This is a genomic window from Mycobacterium sp. AT1, assembly GCF_002043095.1.
Classification (GTDB): Bacteria; Actinomycetota; Actinomycetes; order Mycobacteriales; family Mycobacteriaceae; genus Mycobacterium.
Map to the genome: position 1 here is coordinate 71,813 of NZ_MVOC01000044.1, position 14,380 is coordinate 86,192.

Below are 14,380 nucleotides of genomic sequence, written 5' to 3' on the forward strand. Positions count from 1 at the left end.
GTCCCCGGGCTGTGAGCACTCAGACGTGTCCGGCGTTGGTCGGGGTCGTCGTGCCGTAGGGGTTGGTGGTGGTCGTCGGCGTCTGGGTGGACTCGTCCGTAGACGGGACGTCTGGCGTGGGAACGTCGGTCGCCGCCGGGGCACCGGTGTCCTCGCTGGTTTGGACGCTCGGCACGCCGTAACTGGTCGACGACGAGGAGGTCGTGTACGCCGATGCCGACGTGGCGTCCGGGGACGGAGCGGGTGGACCGACGACCGGGGCGCCCGTCGAGTCCGACATGCGGATCACCGCCACCACCAGCACGGCAATCAACCCAATGGCAGCTACTCCCGCCGCCCAGACCGCTCCCGGATGCTCGTCCACGGACGCAGGGTAGGTACGCCAGACCAATAACCGGTGAACACGGCTGACGAACCGCGAGACATAAGCGCTGGCGACGACACGCCGCGTTACGCCGCCAACGCTTATGTCTCGTGGAGGACGCCGCTACTTCCAGCGGGCGAGCAAGGTTTCCGCATGCCCGGACAGCACCCGCTGAAAGAACGGCCCGAAGCTGATGCGGCCCACGCCAAGCGGTCCGAACGACGCCGGGTCGTCGGTGTCCGGCAACGCAATGGCGTTCACCGGCAAGGGCAGTTCGGACGTCAGCCGTCGCATGGTGTCGTCATCGTGGCGCCCGACGGGGTACAGGCTGTCTGCACCGGCGTCCGCCGCCAGGATCATCCGGGCGATGGCGCGGTCGACGCGATCGGAGTCCTCGCCGTCGTTCCGGATGAACAGGTCGGTGCGCGCGTTGATCACCACGTGCACGCCCGCCGCGTCCGACGCCGCGCGAAGCGCCCCGATCAGCTCGGCGTGTTCCTCCGGCGAACGCAGTCGCTTGCCGTCGGAGTGCACGGTGTCCTCGACGTTGAGGCCCACCGCGCCTGCCTCCAACAGCCCGTCGATCAGCCGTTGCGCCGACTCCCCGTAGCCGGACTCGGCGTCCACCGACACCGGCACGTCGACCGCGCCGGTGATCTGCGCAACCCTGGCGGTCAGATCGTCGAACGACATGCCCTCCCCGTCCGCCTTGCCCACCGAATCGGCCACCGGATGACTTCCGACCGTCAATGCCGCAAACCCGGCGTCGACCGCAAGCTTGGCCGACCAGGCGTCCCACACCGTCGGAAGAATCACCGGGTCACCAGCCACGTGTAGGGCCTTCAACAATGTTGCGCGCTCCCGCAGAACCTCTTTGGACACTTCCCAACCCTTTGCTCTCGACGTGACCTGTCTCACTCTGAACTCCGAGGGTGACTACCATCAATTGTCGTACTGTGATCCGTGACACCCTTCAGCCCGAGGAGGTCAACTCCGTTGTCCACAACCACCGAACTCGACCAGCTGCACCTGCTGATCGGAGACCTTCGCCGCTGCGTGTCGTCACTGGCATCACGCTACGGCGACAGCGCGGCGATGCGGCGCATCGTCAACGACGCCGAACGCATTCAAAACGACATCGACCGGCTCGACATCGACGCCGACGAGTTGAACCTCGTTCGCGGGGTAACCCATCACCACCACACCGCCGAGAAGATCGGCATCCCCGACACCCAGTACGCCAGCGACTTCTGGCAAGACGTCGACGACGAAGGTCCGATCAGCCCATCGCCGTTCGACTGAGACGCCAGCGCACCGACACACATTTCAAAGATGAAGTGAGGCACACCCCGTGAGCGCACCCACCGCCGACCGCAGCGATTCCAGCGGTACCGGGGTCTTTTCGCCGACGCGAGCTCGAATCTCGCAACGCACGCTCCGCACGGACGCGTGGTGGAAGTCGCCGCTGATCACCGATCTCGGCTTTGCCGCGTTCGTGATCTACGCGACGGTGCGGGCGTTCATGCAGAACAACTACTACGTCGCCGACTACCACTACCTGACGCCGTTCTACTCACCCTGCATCAGCACCGGCTGCCTGCCCGAAGCCAGCCACTTCTGGCCGCAGATCCTGCCCGACGTGTGGTGGCTGCCGTACGCGGCGGCGTCGCTGCCGTTCCTGCTGCTGTTCCGGCTGACCTGCTACTACTACCGCGGCGCCTACTACCGCTCGGTGTGGCAGTCCCCCACCGCCTGCGCCGTGGCCGAACCACACGCCAAGTACACCGGCGAGACGCGGTTGCCGCTGATCATCCAGAACACCCACCGGTACTTCTTCTACATCGCCGGGATCATCTCGCTGATCAACACCTACGACGCAATCAACGCCTTCCAATCGCCGTCCGGCTTCGGATTCGGTTTGGGCAACGTCGTTCTCGTCGTGAACGTGGTGATGCTGTGGATCTACACGCTGTCCTGCCACTCCTGTCGTCACGTCGTCGGCGGGCGGCTCAAGCACTTCTCCAAGCACCCGGTGCGGTACTGGCTGTGGGGTCAGGTGAGCAGGCTCAACACCCGGCACAAGCTGTACGCGTGGATCACGCTTGGCACCCTGATGCTCACCGACTTCTACGTGATGCTGGTCGCCAGCGGCACCATCTCCGACCTCAGATTCATTGGCTGATTCGTTGGCCGACAAGACAATTGACGACGTAGGGATACGAATTCATGGGTGAACTCGAACGGCACGAATACGACGTGGTCGTCATCGGCGCCGGCGGGGCAGGACTGCGCGCGGTGATCGAGGCCCGCGAGCGCGGCCAGCGCGTCGCGGTGGTCACCAAGTCGCTGTTCGGCAAGGCGCACACCGTGATGGCCGAGGGCGGCTGCGCGGCGGCGATGCGCAACGTCAACACCAAGGACTCCTGGCAGACGCACTTCGGTGACACCATGCGCGGCGGCAAGTTCCTCAACAACTGGCGGATGGCCGAGCTGCACGCGCAGGAGGCCCCCGACCGGGTGTGGGAGCTGGAGACCTACGGTGCACTGTTCGACCGCACCAAGGACGGCAAGATCAGCCAGCGCAACTTCGGCGGGCACACCTACCCGCGGCTGGCACACGTCGGCGACCGCACCGGCCTGGAGATCATCCGCACGCTGCAGCAAAAGATCGTCTCGCTGCAGCAGGAGGACTTCCGCGAGCTCGGCGACTACGAGGCCCGGATCAAGGTGTTCCACGAGTGTTCGATCACCGACCTCATCCTCGACAAGGGCCCGAGAGACAACGCCAGCGCCGAGCCTGACTCGGACGGACCCACCGGCAGGATCGCCGGCGCCTTCGGCTACTGGCGCGAGACCGGCAACTTCATCCTCTTCGAAGCACCGGCGGTGGTGCTGGCGACCGGCGGCATCGGCAAGTCGTTCAAGGTGTCGTCCAACTCCTGGGAGTACACCGGCGACGGCCACGCCCTGGCGCTGCGCGCCGGATCGTCGCTGATCAACATGGAGTTCATCCAGTTCCACCCGACCGGGATGGTCTGGCCACTGTCGGTGAAGGGCATCCTCGTCACCGAGGGCGTCCGCGGTGACGGCGGCGTGCTGAAGAACTCCGAGGGCAAGCGCTTCATGTTCGACTACATCCCCCCGGTGTTCAAGGGCCAGTACGCCGAGACCGAGGAAGAAGCCGACCAGTGGCTCAAGGACAACGACTCCGCCCGGCGAACCCCTGACCTGCTCCCCCGCGACGAGGTGGCCCGCGCGATCGTGGCCGAGGTCAAGGCAGGCCGTGGCACCCCGCACGGCGGCGTCTACCTCGACATCGCCTCGCGCATGCCGACCGAGGAGATCAAGCGTCGGCTGCCCTCGATGTACCACCAGTTCATCGAGCTGGCCGAGGTCGACATCACCAAGGACGAGATGGAGGTCGGCCCCACCTGCCACTACGTCATGGGTGGCATCGAGGTCGACCCCGACACCGGCGGGGCCGCCACTCCCGGCCTGTTCGCCGCGGGCGAGTGCTCGGGTGGCATGCACGGCTCCAACCGGCTCGGCGGCAACTCCCTGTCCGACCTGCTGGTGTTCGGCCGGCGGGCCGGACTCGGGGCGGCCGACTACGTCCGCTCGCTCGGCGAGCGGCCGAAGATCTCGCAGGACTCCCTCGACGAGGCCGAGAAGATGGCGTTGGCACCCTACGAGCCGCACGAGAATCCCGAGAACCCGTACACGCTGCACGCCGAGCTGCAGCAGTCGATGAACGACCTCGTCGGCATCATCCGCAAGGAAGACGAGATCCACGAGGCGTTGGCCAAGCTCGACGAACTCAGGGGCAGATTGCAGAACGTCGCCGTCGAGGGCGGGCGGGTCTACAACCCGGGCTGGCACCTCGCGATCGACATGCGCAACATGCTGCTGGTCAGCGAGTGCGTGGCCAAGGCGGCGCTGCAGCGCACCGAGAGCCGCGGCGGACACACCCGCGACGACCATCCGGCGATGGACGCCAACTGGCGCAACACGCTGCTGGTGTGCCGGACGACAGAGGCGGCGACCGCCGAGGCGATGGTCCCCCGCGTCACCGTCGACGCCGAGGAACAGCTGCCCATGCGGCCGGACCTCCTCGAGGTCTTCGAGCTCTCCGAACTCGAGAAGTACTACACCGACGCCGAATTGACCGAGCACCCGGAACGGAAGGGCTGACATGGCTGCATACGAAGCGAGCATGCGGGTCTGGCGCGGCGACGACACGGGCGGCGAGCTCAAGGACTACACCGTCGAGGTCAACGAGGGCGAGGTGGTGCTCGACATCATCCACCGGCTGCAGGCCACCCAGGCCAACGACCTCGCGGTGCGGTGGAACTGCAAGGCGGGCAAGTGCGGCTCGTGCTCGGCCGAGGTCAACGGGCGTCCGCGGCTGATGTGCATGACGCGCATGTCCACCTTCGGCGAGGACGAAACCGTCACCGTCACCCCGCTGAGGACCTTCCCCGTCATGCGTGACCTGGTGACCGACGTGTCCTTCAACTACGAAAAGGCGCGCCAGATCCCGTCGTTCACCCCGCCAAAGGATCTGCAGCCCGGTGAGTACCGGATGCAGCAGGAGGACGTGAACCGCAGCCAGGAGTTCCGCAAGTGCATCGAGTGCTTCCTGTGCCAGAACGTCTGCCACGTGGTGCGCGACCACGAGGAGAACAAGGAGAACTTCGCCGGTCCGCGTTACCACATGCGGATCGCCGAGCTGGACATGCATCCGCTGGACACCGTGGACCGCAAGGACATGGCGCAGGAGGAGTTCGGCCTCGGCTACTGCAACATCACCAAGTGCTGCACCGAGGTCTGCCCCGAGCACATCAAGATCACCGACAACGCCCTGATCCCCATGAAGGAACGCGTCGCCGATCGTAAGTACGACCCGATCGTGTGGCTCGGAAACAAACTCTTCAAGCGGTAGCGGCGTACCGTGGACTGCAGGCCGATCCACGCCATTCAACGACGAAAGGCTAGCCGCATGGGTCCTCAAGAAACCAAGAGCGTCAACGACATTCGCACCGCGATCCGCGAACTGACGGTGCGCGCCGAGCTGGCTCGCAAGGAGGGCAGGCCCGACGACGCCGCCGAGTTGGACCAGCGCGTCGCGGGCTACCGCGACGAGTTGGCTGCTCGCCCGTAGCGAGCTCGACGCCAAGGAGAACTAGGCGCCGAGGCGGCGGAACGCGCTCCGGTGGAACACGATGGGTGCGACACCGTCGTGGATCGTGATGTCGTGCACCCGAAGCACCACGATGGTGTGATCGCCGGCCAGGACTTCCTGCTCGATGGCGCTCTCCAACCAGACGCTGGTGCCGTGGATGAACAGTGCGCCGCGCTCGGTCGACCTGGTGTCCAGGCCGGCGAAGCGGTCACCGGTCTTCGCGGCCAGGGTCTTGGCGGCGGCGTCGTGAGCCTCGCCGAGCACGCTGATGCCGAGAAACGGCAGATCCTTCAGCTTGGGCCACGTCGTCGACGAGTTCTGCACGCAGAACGACACCAACGGCGGATCGAGGGACACCGGGACGAAGGTGCTTGCCGCCAGGCCCACCCGGACACCGTCGACTTCCGCGGCGATCGCGATGACACCCGTCGGGAAGTGGCCGAAGGCCTCGCGTAAGGAGGTCGGGCTCAGATCGGTACCGGTCATGAGGTCTCCATCTTCACACGTATCAAGGTGTGGTCGCCAGATTCGCGCTCGCCGTGATTGCAACTCCAGTCACAGGCCGGCCACGCCGACCGCCAGAAACCCACAGCCAATCGCCGTCAGTACGCTTGCCACCTCGACCCGGCGACGCGCTCGGATCCAGCCATGCAGCGAGGCGACCCATCTCAAGGTCGCCCGTGGAGCCAGCAGATAGCCAAGCAAGGGAATCTCCACCAGCGCGAAGGCCACGACGTTGAACGCCAACAACAAGGCGACCTGTGTCGCGGCGTCCGCGTCCGCGGTCAGGATGACGGCCAGCGCGGCAAGATAGTCGACCGACGGAAGCGCGATGCCCAGCCCGGCAACGCCTGCGACCACCAGCGACGGTCCGCGCAGCAGTCGTTCGGCTGGCCCCGTCACGCGTGTCGGCCGCAGACGTAGGCGTCCGGGGATCACGACGATCAGCGCGAAGAACAACATCAGGAGCCCGATCAGAATCTGGACGTTCGGCAAGGTGACGTAGTTCGACTCCCGTAGTGCACGGTGAAACACGAACAGCACGACGAGGCCCACCGTGATTCCCATGGCGAAGCCGCCACACAGGAACGCCAGCAACTGGAGCGCCGGCCGGGGCCTGTTCAGCATCAGCAATGTCATGCCGATTCGGAACGGTTCGACACTGACGGCAAGCGCCATGACCAGAACGGTGAGGAACATCGATGACCCTGGCGCGCCCCGCGATTGGGCTCAGGCGTCCAACCGGTCGAATTGCCCCTCGCCATACAGACCGACGCACGCTGCACGCTGAATCTTGCCGCTCGTCGTGGTCGGGATCGACCCGGGCGCTACCAGCACGAGATCGCCGACGGTCACACCGTGCTCATTGGATATCGCCGCGGTGACGTCGCTCTTGACGACATCGAGCCAGCTCTCGGGCGAATCTTCACGCTTCTTGAGCTCGACGACGGCGACCAATTGCTCCACGTCGTTCACCGGGACCGATATCGCCGCGACACGACCGCCGGTGAGTTCCTGGATCGTCGCCTCGATGTCCTCGGGATAGTGGTTTCGACCGCGAATGATCAGCAGGTCCTTGATGCGGCCGACGATGAAGAGCTTTCCCTTGGAGACGAAACCCAAGTCGCCCGTTCTCAACCACGGTCCATCCGGTGTACCCGACGAGGGATCGACGATCGTGGCCCCGAAGCAGCGCTGCTCCTCGGGCGGCCTACCCCAGTATCCGGTCGCAACGTTGTCGCCGTGCACCCAGAGCTCGCCGACCACGTCCTGCGGCACTTCCCGCTCCGTCTCGGCGTCGACCACCCGCAACATGGGTGACTGCGGCAGTTCGTAGCTCACCAGCGACGACCCGGTTCCGGCCGGACACCGTCGAGCGCGGCCCGCGGACAATTCGCCGACGTCGAATGCGACGGCCGACGACTCCGCCCAGGTGGCGGTCGTCACGAAGACGGTCGCTTCCGCCATGCCGTAGGAGGGACGCAGCATGTGGTCGCGAAAGTTGAAGTGCGCGAACCGATCTGCGAAGCGCTCCAGGCTCGCGGGCACGACGCGTTCAGCGCCGTTGATGATTCCGACGACTCCACCGAGGTCGAGCCCGGCGAGATCACGGTCGGTGGTCTTGCGGGCCGCCAGGTCGAAGGCAAAGTTCGGTGCCGCCGAGAACGCATGCGGGTTCTGTGCCAATGCACGCATCCATCTGGCCGGACTTTCCAGGAACGCGGTCGGGCTGGTGAGCTGGGCGTGAAAGCCACCGAGGATGGGTGCGCAGACACCAAGCACCAAACCCATGTCGTGATAGAAGGGCAACCACGACACCATGGTGAGATCGGCTCCAGACGTGACCCGTCCGCCAAAGATCTTGCGCATCAACTGCTCGTAGTTCACCTGGAGATTTTGGTGCGAGATGATCACTCCGGTGGGCAGCCGGGTCGAACCCGAGCTGTACTGCAGATACGCCGTGCTGGGGAACTCCGTCGACGAAGCGCCGGACCCTCCGTCGAGCAGGCCGTCCAGATTCATCGCGTCGACTTCGACGATCTTCGGAACGACGTCGAGGCCTGCGCGATCAAGGTACTCGGCGACGTCGTCTGCAACGGTGGACGTCGTGAGCACAACCGCGGGCGACGTGTCGTCGAAGACGGCACTCACCCGATCATGGCTGGCGCCGCGGTGCGGCAGGGGCAGCGGCACCGCGATCAGGCCGGCCTGCATGGACCCCAGGAATGCCAGGACGTAATCGAGTCCCTGTGGTGCCAGAATCACGACCCGGTCCCCGACCGATGCGTGATTGCCGAGTTCGCGCGCCGCATTCAACGTTCGGCGGGACAACTGCGACCACGTCACACTCTCGGCAACGCCTCCAGAGTCGTGGTCGTAGTCGGTGAAGGTGAAGGCGACCTCATCGGGGCGCATGCTAGCGCGACCGTGCAATATCGAGAGGATGCTCGACTGGGGGGCAGGCGTCACGTCACGTCCGTCGTAGTTCGTGGAAATCTGACTGTCCGCACGGCTACTCGGGGCCACTGGAGAACGCGGACATCAGGCTGTTGGCGAGCGTCGAGAGTGGATCATCGCTGCCACTGAAGGTCGCCTCGTTGGCAGGCGCGGTGACAGCCACGGGATCGAAGCCGCGCGCGGGGTCCACCTGGACCGGAGCCGTCGCCGGATCGTCGTTTCGCGAGTAGCCCGCGTTCACGCGGGGCAGCAGTATCGCGTCGAGCTGATTCAGCGTGTCCTGCGGGTAACCGAGATACTTGAAGGGCAGGACCAGCGGGAGGTGCTCCTCCGGAATCAGATACGTCGTGGTCGTCCCGCCCCTGGAGTTGACCTCCGTCCTGACGTTCTGCGGCGGCACGTTGCTCGGTTTGGTGAACGCAATGGCAGTGTGGCCGGTGGCCAGCCCGGCGATCGAATTGGCAAGGGCGAACAGATTGTCCGGACGATCGGGAAAGTCGGCAATGCTGTCGTAGGCAGAGACGAACTGGTCGGTGTGGTACTGACTGTCGACCGGAGCGGGCATGCGGAAGTCCAGCGCGGGCACGACGCTGCCCACGGGGAACATCTGGGTCAGAAAGCTCTCCCCGAAGGAGCTCTTCGCAAGTGGGTCGCCGAACGTCGCAAAGCTCAACTGATTCGGCGGCGGAGCGGTCGGATCAGTGGCCAATCGATCCTTCACGGCCCCGAGGACGAAGGCCCCCTCGGACAAGCCCATCGCGACCCCGGGACCACCGTTGCGAATGGCCGCCTCGAGGTTCGGCTCGCCGACGTCGACGGACTCGCCGATACTCGGGCCGTCCAAGCCCAAACCGGGACGGATCTGCTCTCCGATGGGGCCGATACCGGGGAACAGTCGCTCCAGAACGTGGCCCTGAACCTGGCCCGCGGGATAGTCGACCTTCTCCCGCTTCATCCCAGGGAACCAGTCAGCGCCCGTGAGTCGGATGTACTCGTCGTAGGGAATCCCAAGGACGTGGGCGCCGCCGAGGGCGTACGCCGTCCCGTTCACCGCCGCGGCGGGGGCCGGGGTGTTGCCGGCCGGCGATCCCGGCGCAGGCGGATCGGCGGGCCGCGCGTCGTCCGCGGCGGCGGAACCTGCGCCGAAACATCCAGTGACGCCAGCAGTTATCACTACCGCAAGTCCCGCGAGGAGCTTCTTCATCCGTAGTCCTGACCCGTCTGCTTCGTGTCGTAGTTTCACATACATCGCAGGCCCGCGCTAACCGGGTTGCTCGACCGGTTCGGCCTTCGGCGTCGACGACCGCCGCGCACTCATTCGACCTGACGGCCACCAGTTCGCGCGGCCGACCAGAACCGCAATCGCGGGGACCGTGATGGTGCGAACCACGAAGGTGTCCAACAAAATTCCCACCCCGATGACGAAGCCGCCCTGCAGCACGATGCCGATGCTCGAGAACATCAGTCCGCCCATCGAAGCGGCGAAGATGAGCCCTGCCGCGGTGATCACACCGCCCGTCGAACCCAGGGTACGGATGACTCCGTAACGCAGGCTGCGCGGAGACTCGTCGCGCATTCGCGACACCAGGAGCATGTTGTAGTCGGCTCCCACCGCCACCAGGACGACGAAGGCCAACGGCGGCACACTCCAATGCAACTGCTGCCCGAGCAGGAACTGGAATACGAATACGCCGATGCCGATGGCCGCAAAGTACGAAAGCACCACGGTGCCAACGAGGTACAGGGGTGCGACGATCGCACGCAGCAGCACCATCAGAGTCAGCAGGACGACGATGAGCGTCGCGATGATGATGAACCGAATGTCGTGCTGGTAGTAGTCGCGGGTGTCCTTGAGCGCGGCCGGATACCCTCCCATCGAGATCGTGGCGTCGGCCAACGTGGTGTTCGGCTGGGCCCCCATGGCGACGTCTCTAATCTGGTTGACCTGATCCATCGCCGCGGAGCTGAACGGGTCGAGCTTGGTTTGCACCAGGTACCGCACCGAGTGTCCGTCCGGCGACACGTACGCCTTGGCGGCCTTTTGGAACTCCGCCAGCTTCAGCACTTCCACCGGGATGTTGAACCCGGCCTGCGATGGATCTGAAGCGTTCTCCTTCATCGTCAACAGAAACCCTGAAGCCTCGCCAAGGCCGTCGGCTATCACCTTGACCTGTTCGACGAGTTGGTCCACCCCGCCGGCTACCTGCTGGCTGCCACCAGCCAGGCGGTCGGCGCCCTGCTTCAGCTGGGTCAGGCCCGCCTGCGCACCGCCGGGTTTGTCCAACCCCATGGCGTTGACGGCCGAGGAGACGCCGGCGAGTGTGCTGTTCAGCTTCTTCAACGTGGCATTCAGAGACTGTTTGTCACCCATCCCCTGCAGCTGGTGCGCCAGATTGTTCAGCTGATCGAGGTTTCCATTGGTGCGCGAGGCGACGAGTCGCGCGAATACGTCGCGGGTATTGCTACAGGAGGTGTCGAGGTCGCAGATCGGGTTGCCCTGCAACGCCGTCAAGACCGGGCCGATCCAGGCGAACATATCCCTGGCAGCGGTGAAGTTGATGCCCATCTGATTACCGAGCGCGTTGATGGCGTCGACCAGCTTTGCGGCATTGTCGACGTCGCGCACCAGGGTGTCGCCGCCGTTCTTGGCTCTCAGTGAGGAGACGGAGTCGATCAGACGCTGGATGTTTGGCGCGATCTTGTTGACCTGCGCGCGCACGTCGACGAGGCTGTCGGCCAACGTATTGGCTCCGGCTGACAGCCGGCTGAGGTCGCCCGTGCGCTGGTCGATCTGGTTGGAGCCGTCGGCCAGCCGGGAACCGACGAGGCCAGCCTGATAGGTAGCCCTGAACTCGGGCGGCACGGTTCCCAAGGGCCTGGTGACGCCACTGACCAGACCGATGTCAGGTAATTGGGCAATACGCGAAGCCAGCTGCTCCAGGTCCGCAAGCGCCTGCGGCGTACGCAGATCACGCGGCGACTGGATGAGGACGTATTCGGGTATCGACTGGCTGATCGGGAAGTGGCGTTCCAGCGCGGCGTAGCCGACAGAGCTTGGTGCCGACGCCGCCACGGCCTTGCGGTCGTCGTAGTTGTAGTGCGCAAAGATCGCGCAGCTGGCCAGCAGGCCCAACACCAGCAGGCTGGTCACGAGATGGGCCACCGGTCTGCGCACGATGCGGATGCCAGACCGCCGCCAGAATCGAGCGGTCAGTTCGCGCTGCGGCTTGATCCAGCCACGCGGCCCGGCGAGCACCAGAATCGCCGGCAACAACGTGACGCCGGCCAGGTAGGCGACGCCGATCCCGATTGCCGCCGAAGTTCCGACCGTTCGGAAGACTCCCATCTTCGCGAAGCTCAACAACAGGAAGGTGAGCCCCACGGTGGTGGCTGATGCGGTGATCACCTTCCCGATGGACGCCATCGCCTGTCGGACCGCCCGTTCGGGGTCGGCCCCCAATCGCAAATAATCGTGATAGCGGCTGATGAGGAAGACCGCGTAGTCCGTCCCGGCACCAGCCATGATGGCGCTCAGGAAGATGACGGATTGGTTCGAGACGCCCGACCCCGTTAGCTCGGAAAATCCAGCCACCAACGACTGCGCGATCAGCAGGGACGACCCGATCGTCACCAGCGGCAGCAGCATCGTGACCGCGCTGCGGTAGACCAGCAACAGGACCGCGAGCACCAGGATGGCGATCGCGAGTTCGATCGGCAGACGATCGGTTTGACCCGCGACGGTGAGGTCGGCGACGGTGGCCGCCGGCCCCGTGACGTGCACGTCCAGCGGACTGCCCGCGGTATTGAGTTTGACCAGGTCGGCCACCCGGTTGTAGGACGCGAAGCCCTGCGGAGTACCCAACTCCCCCGCCAGACCCACCGGCAACACCCAGGTCTTGTTGTCCTCACTCGTCAGGAACTGCCGCAGCTCTGGTGTGTTGACGAAATCCTGCACCATCACGACGTCTGTCACGTCGTCGCGCAGCGCGTCCACCAGCTTGCGGTAAGTCGGCTCGTCGCCCGCGCTTAGTCCGTTGTCGTTGGTCAGCGCGATCAGGAGGAGGTCGTCGTTGCCCGATTCGTGGAATGCATCGGTCATCTTGCGAGCGGTGACACTCGACGGTGCGTCCGCGGGCAGAATGGCGAGCGGATGCTTCTCGGCCATCGAACCCAGGGACGGAAGGGTCAGCGGCAGGGCGATCAACAGCGCGGCCCACACGCCTACGACCGCCCAGGGCCACCGGACCACCAGATCAGCTAGCCGTCGCATGACTCCCTCACCGCCGCACGATTCGCGTGTCGCGCCGAAGAACCGTTGCCATCCATGTGCTCCCTGTTATGCAACGCGTCCCCAGTGACCGCTGTCGGCGACGCGCACGGCCACCGAACTCATGGCCTCCATGTAGCGGGTTGCCGACTTCTTGGCCACCGGGTTGTCGGGGTGCATGATCGCCATGACCGTGCCCTCCCCGTACCGGAATATGTAGATGGTCAGCTGGTAGGAGAACCGTCCGTCGGGGTAGATCCCGATGTTGTTCGCCAGCCCCATGGCGCCCGCCGCGAGGACGGCGTTGAGTGGTGCCGCGCCGCCGTGCAGGAAGTTCGACACGGGGAAGTTCGGCTGCGGCCACCGCAGCCAGGGTGCCAGCTCCAACACTCGGTAATACGGCACCCGCACCATGTCCAGGCTCGAGTCGAAGCACGCCTGCGCGGCCGCAGCCGCTTCGGTGAAGGACGTCGCCGCCACCGGGACGACGATCGGGATCAGTCCGGTGAACCACCCCTGCGTCATGAAGTTGTCGCCGGCGGTCCGGGAATCCCTCGGAGTGAGCCCGTAGTAGGTCAGGGCCCCGGTGAATTCATGTTCGACCAGGCCGAGACACGCGAACAGTCCGCCGACGAAGCGCGCACCCGCGGCCGAGCACGCCGCCTCGAAGCGTTCGGTCTGTGCCGCGTCCATCAGAACGTGCGACGTCATGTCGCTGGCGGTCGCCTTGCCCGGGTTGCCGAGCGGCAGCGGAAACTCCGGGAAGCCGTCCCCGTTGTTCTGCGCGAAGTCGATCCACCTGCGCACGCCGGGTGAATCCGTGGTCAGCTCCGAGGTGTACCCCTGCTCTCGGATGCAGAAGTCGTCGAAGCTGCCTGCATCGGGGAGCACCAGGGCGTCGCCGCCCGAACTCAGCGCCGAGTACATGCCGTTGGCTTCCATCATCGTGGTGCCGATCAGCGTCGCATCGCCGTGGACGTGGTCCATGGCGGCGAAGAAGGTGAAGTTGCCGTCGTGCTGGACGATCCCGAAGGTGAAGCAGCCCCACTCCAACGGATTCGGGATGCTGACGGCGTGGGCATGGATCTCGTCGGGCGTCATGTGCCCTTGGTCGACGGGCACGAACTCGATGTCGGTGGGATCCTCGATGGCGTGGCGGACGAATTCGCCTGCATCAGTTCGTTCGAACCAGCTCCGGAAGGTGTCGTGACGTTGGAGGTACGCGTTGACGGCGTGGTCCATGGCCGCGATGTCGCATTCGCCGGCCACCTCGCAGCTGGCGATGATCTGGCGCGAGAAGTTCAGTCCCGCGGCCGCGCGGTCATGGTAGTTGCGGAGGTGTTGGCGCTGCATGTAGCTGACGGGCACGGTGCTGACGGGCGCATTGCGGGCCTTCTCCTGCGCCGCCGCCGTGGGCTGCCACGACGTCACGGTTCCCGGACTCACCGACCACTCGTGGAGAGCGCCGATGGTTATATCGCCGATGCGCAAGAACTTCGTCCTCCCAGTTTGCCCGGTTGCCGGGGCCGGCACCTCACGTCGCGGCGCCCAACATACCCTCGGTAACCGACTCCGCCGGATCGTCGGTGACGAATCCGTGACGCCGCGC

At 65.3% G+C, this 14,380-nt stretch carries 13 protein-coding genes; 5 read left to right on the forward strand and 8 right to left on the reverse strand.

The window, feature by feature from the left end:
- Positions 1 to 19 precede the first annotated feature (19 nt).
- Both B1790_RS20355 and B1790_RS20360 read right to left on the reverse strand, forming a co-directional pair.
- Positions 20 to 364, reverse strand: a complete 345-nt coding sequence (locus B1790_RS20355; RefSeq protein ID WP_142271417.1) for a hypothetical protein — start codon at positions 362 to 364, stop codon at positions 20 to 22.
- 123 nt (positions 365 to 487) lie between these two features.
- Positions 488 to 1,246, reverse strand: a complete 759-nt coding sequence (locus tag B1790_RS20360) for an isocitrate lyase/phosphoenolpyruvate mutase family protein (RefSeq protein ID WP_079925060.1) — start codon at positions 1,244 to 1,246, stop codon at positions 488 to 490.
- A gap of 114 nt (positions 1,247 to 1,360) precedes the next feature.
- On the opposite strand from B1790_RS20360, the gene B1790_RS20365 reads away from it, so the two are divergent.
- The 5 genes from B1790_RS20365 to B1790_RS35050 are packed head-to-tail and all read left to right on the forward strand — an operon-like array spanning position 1,361 to position 5,525.
- Positions 1,361 to 1,666 (forward strand): hypothetical protein, encoded by a 306-nt coding sequence (locus tag B1790_RS20365; RefSeq protein WP_079925061.1) that lies wholly within the window; start codon positions 1,361 to 1,363, stop codon positions 1,664 to 1,666.
- Positions 1,667 to 1,715: 49 nt separating this feature from the next.
- Positions 1,716 to 2,546 (forward strand): hypothetical protein, encoded by an 831-nt coding sequence (locus B1790_RS20370; RefSeq protein WP_079925062.1) that lies wholly within the window; start codon positions 1,716 to 1,718, stop codon positions 2,544 to 2,546.
- A gap of 44 nt (positions 2,547 to 2,590) precedes the next feature.
- Positions 2,591 to 4,555, forward strand: coding sequence for a fumarate reductase/succinate dehydrogenase flavoprotein subunit (locus B1790_RS20375; protein ID WP_079925063.1), 1,965 nt, complete (start codon positions 2,591 to 2,593; stop codon positions 4,553 to 4,555).
- Position 4,556: 1 nt separating this feature from the next.
- Positions 4,557 to 5,306, forward strand: a complete 750-nt coding sequence (locus tag B1790_RS20380; RefSeq protein ID WP_079925064.1) for a succinate dehydrogenase/fumarate reductase iron-sulfur subunit — start codon at positions 4,557 to 4,559, stop codon at positions 5,304 to 5,306.
- A gap of 57 nt (positions 5,307 to 5,363) precedes the next feature.
- Positions 5,364 to 5,525, forward strand: a complete 162-nt coding sequence (locus B1790_RS35050; RefSeq protein ID WP_198952065.1) for a hypothetical protein — start codon at positions 5,364 to 5,366, stop codon at positions 5,523 to 5,525.
- 21 nt (positions 5,526 to 5,546) lie between these two features.
- Here B1790_RS35050 and B1790_RS20385 read toward each other — a convergent pair whose 3' ends face one another.
- From B1790_RS20385 to B1790_RS20410, 6 genes are all read right to left on the reverse strand, one after another.
- Positions 5,547 to 6,032 carry a flavin reductase family protein gene (locus B1790_RS20385; protein WP_079925065.1) on the reverse strand — a complete coding sequence of 162 codons (486 nt, stop codon included), beginning with the start codon at positions 6,030 to 6,032 and terminating at the stop codon, positions 5,547 to 5,549.
- Between the two features lie 69 nt (positions 6,033 to 6,101).
- Positions 6,102 to 6,746 carry a GAP family protein gene (locus B1790_RS20390; RefSeq protein ID WP_079925066.1) on the reverse strand — a complete coding sequence of 215 codons (645 nt, stop codon included), beginning with the start codon at positions 6,744 to 6,746 and terminating at the stop codon, positions 6,102 to 6,104.
- A gap of 30 nt (positions 6,747 to 6,776) precedes the next feature.
- Positions 6,777 to 8,516, reverse strand: a complete 1,740-nt coding sequence (locus B1790_RS20395) for an AMP-binding protein (RefSeq protein ID WP_079925151.1) — start codon at positions 8,514 to 8,516, stop codon at positions 6,777 to 6,779.
- Positions 8,517 to 8,559: 43 nt separating this feature from the next.
- Complete coding sequence (gene pe / locus B1790_RS20400) at positions 8,560 to 9,708, reverse strand: acyltransferase PE (RefSeq protein ID WP_079925067.1); 1,149 nt, start codon at positions 9,706 to 9,708, stop codon at positions 8,560 to 8,562.
- Between the two features lie 57 nt (positions 9,709 to 9,765).
- Positions 9,766 to 12,774 (reverse strand): RND family transporter, encoded by a 3,009-nt coding sequence (locus B1790_RS20405; protein WP_079925068.1) that lies wholly within the window; start codon positions 12,772 to 12,774, stop codon positions 9,766 to 9,768.
- A gap of 66 nt (positions 12,775 to 12,840) precedes the next feature.
- Positions 12,841 to 14,262, reverse strand: a complete 1,422-nt coding sequence (locus B1790_RS20410) for a condensation domain-containing protein (RefSeq protein ID WP_079925069.1) — start codon at positions 14,260 to 14,262, stop codon at positions 12,841 to 12,843.
- Positions 14,263 to 14,380 lie beyond the last annotated feature (118 nt).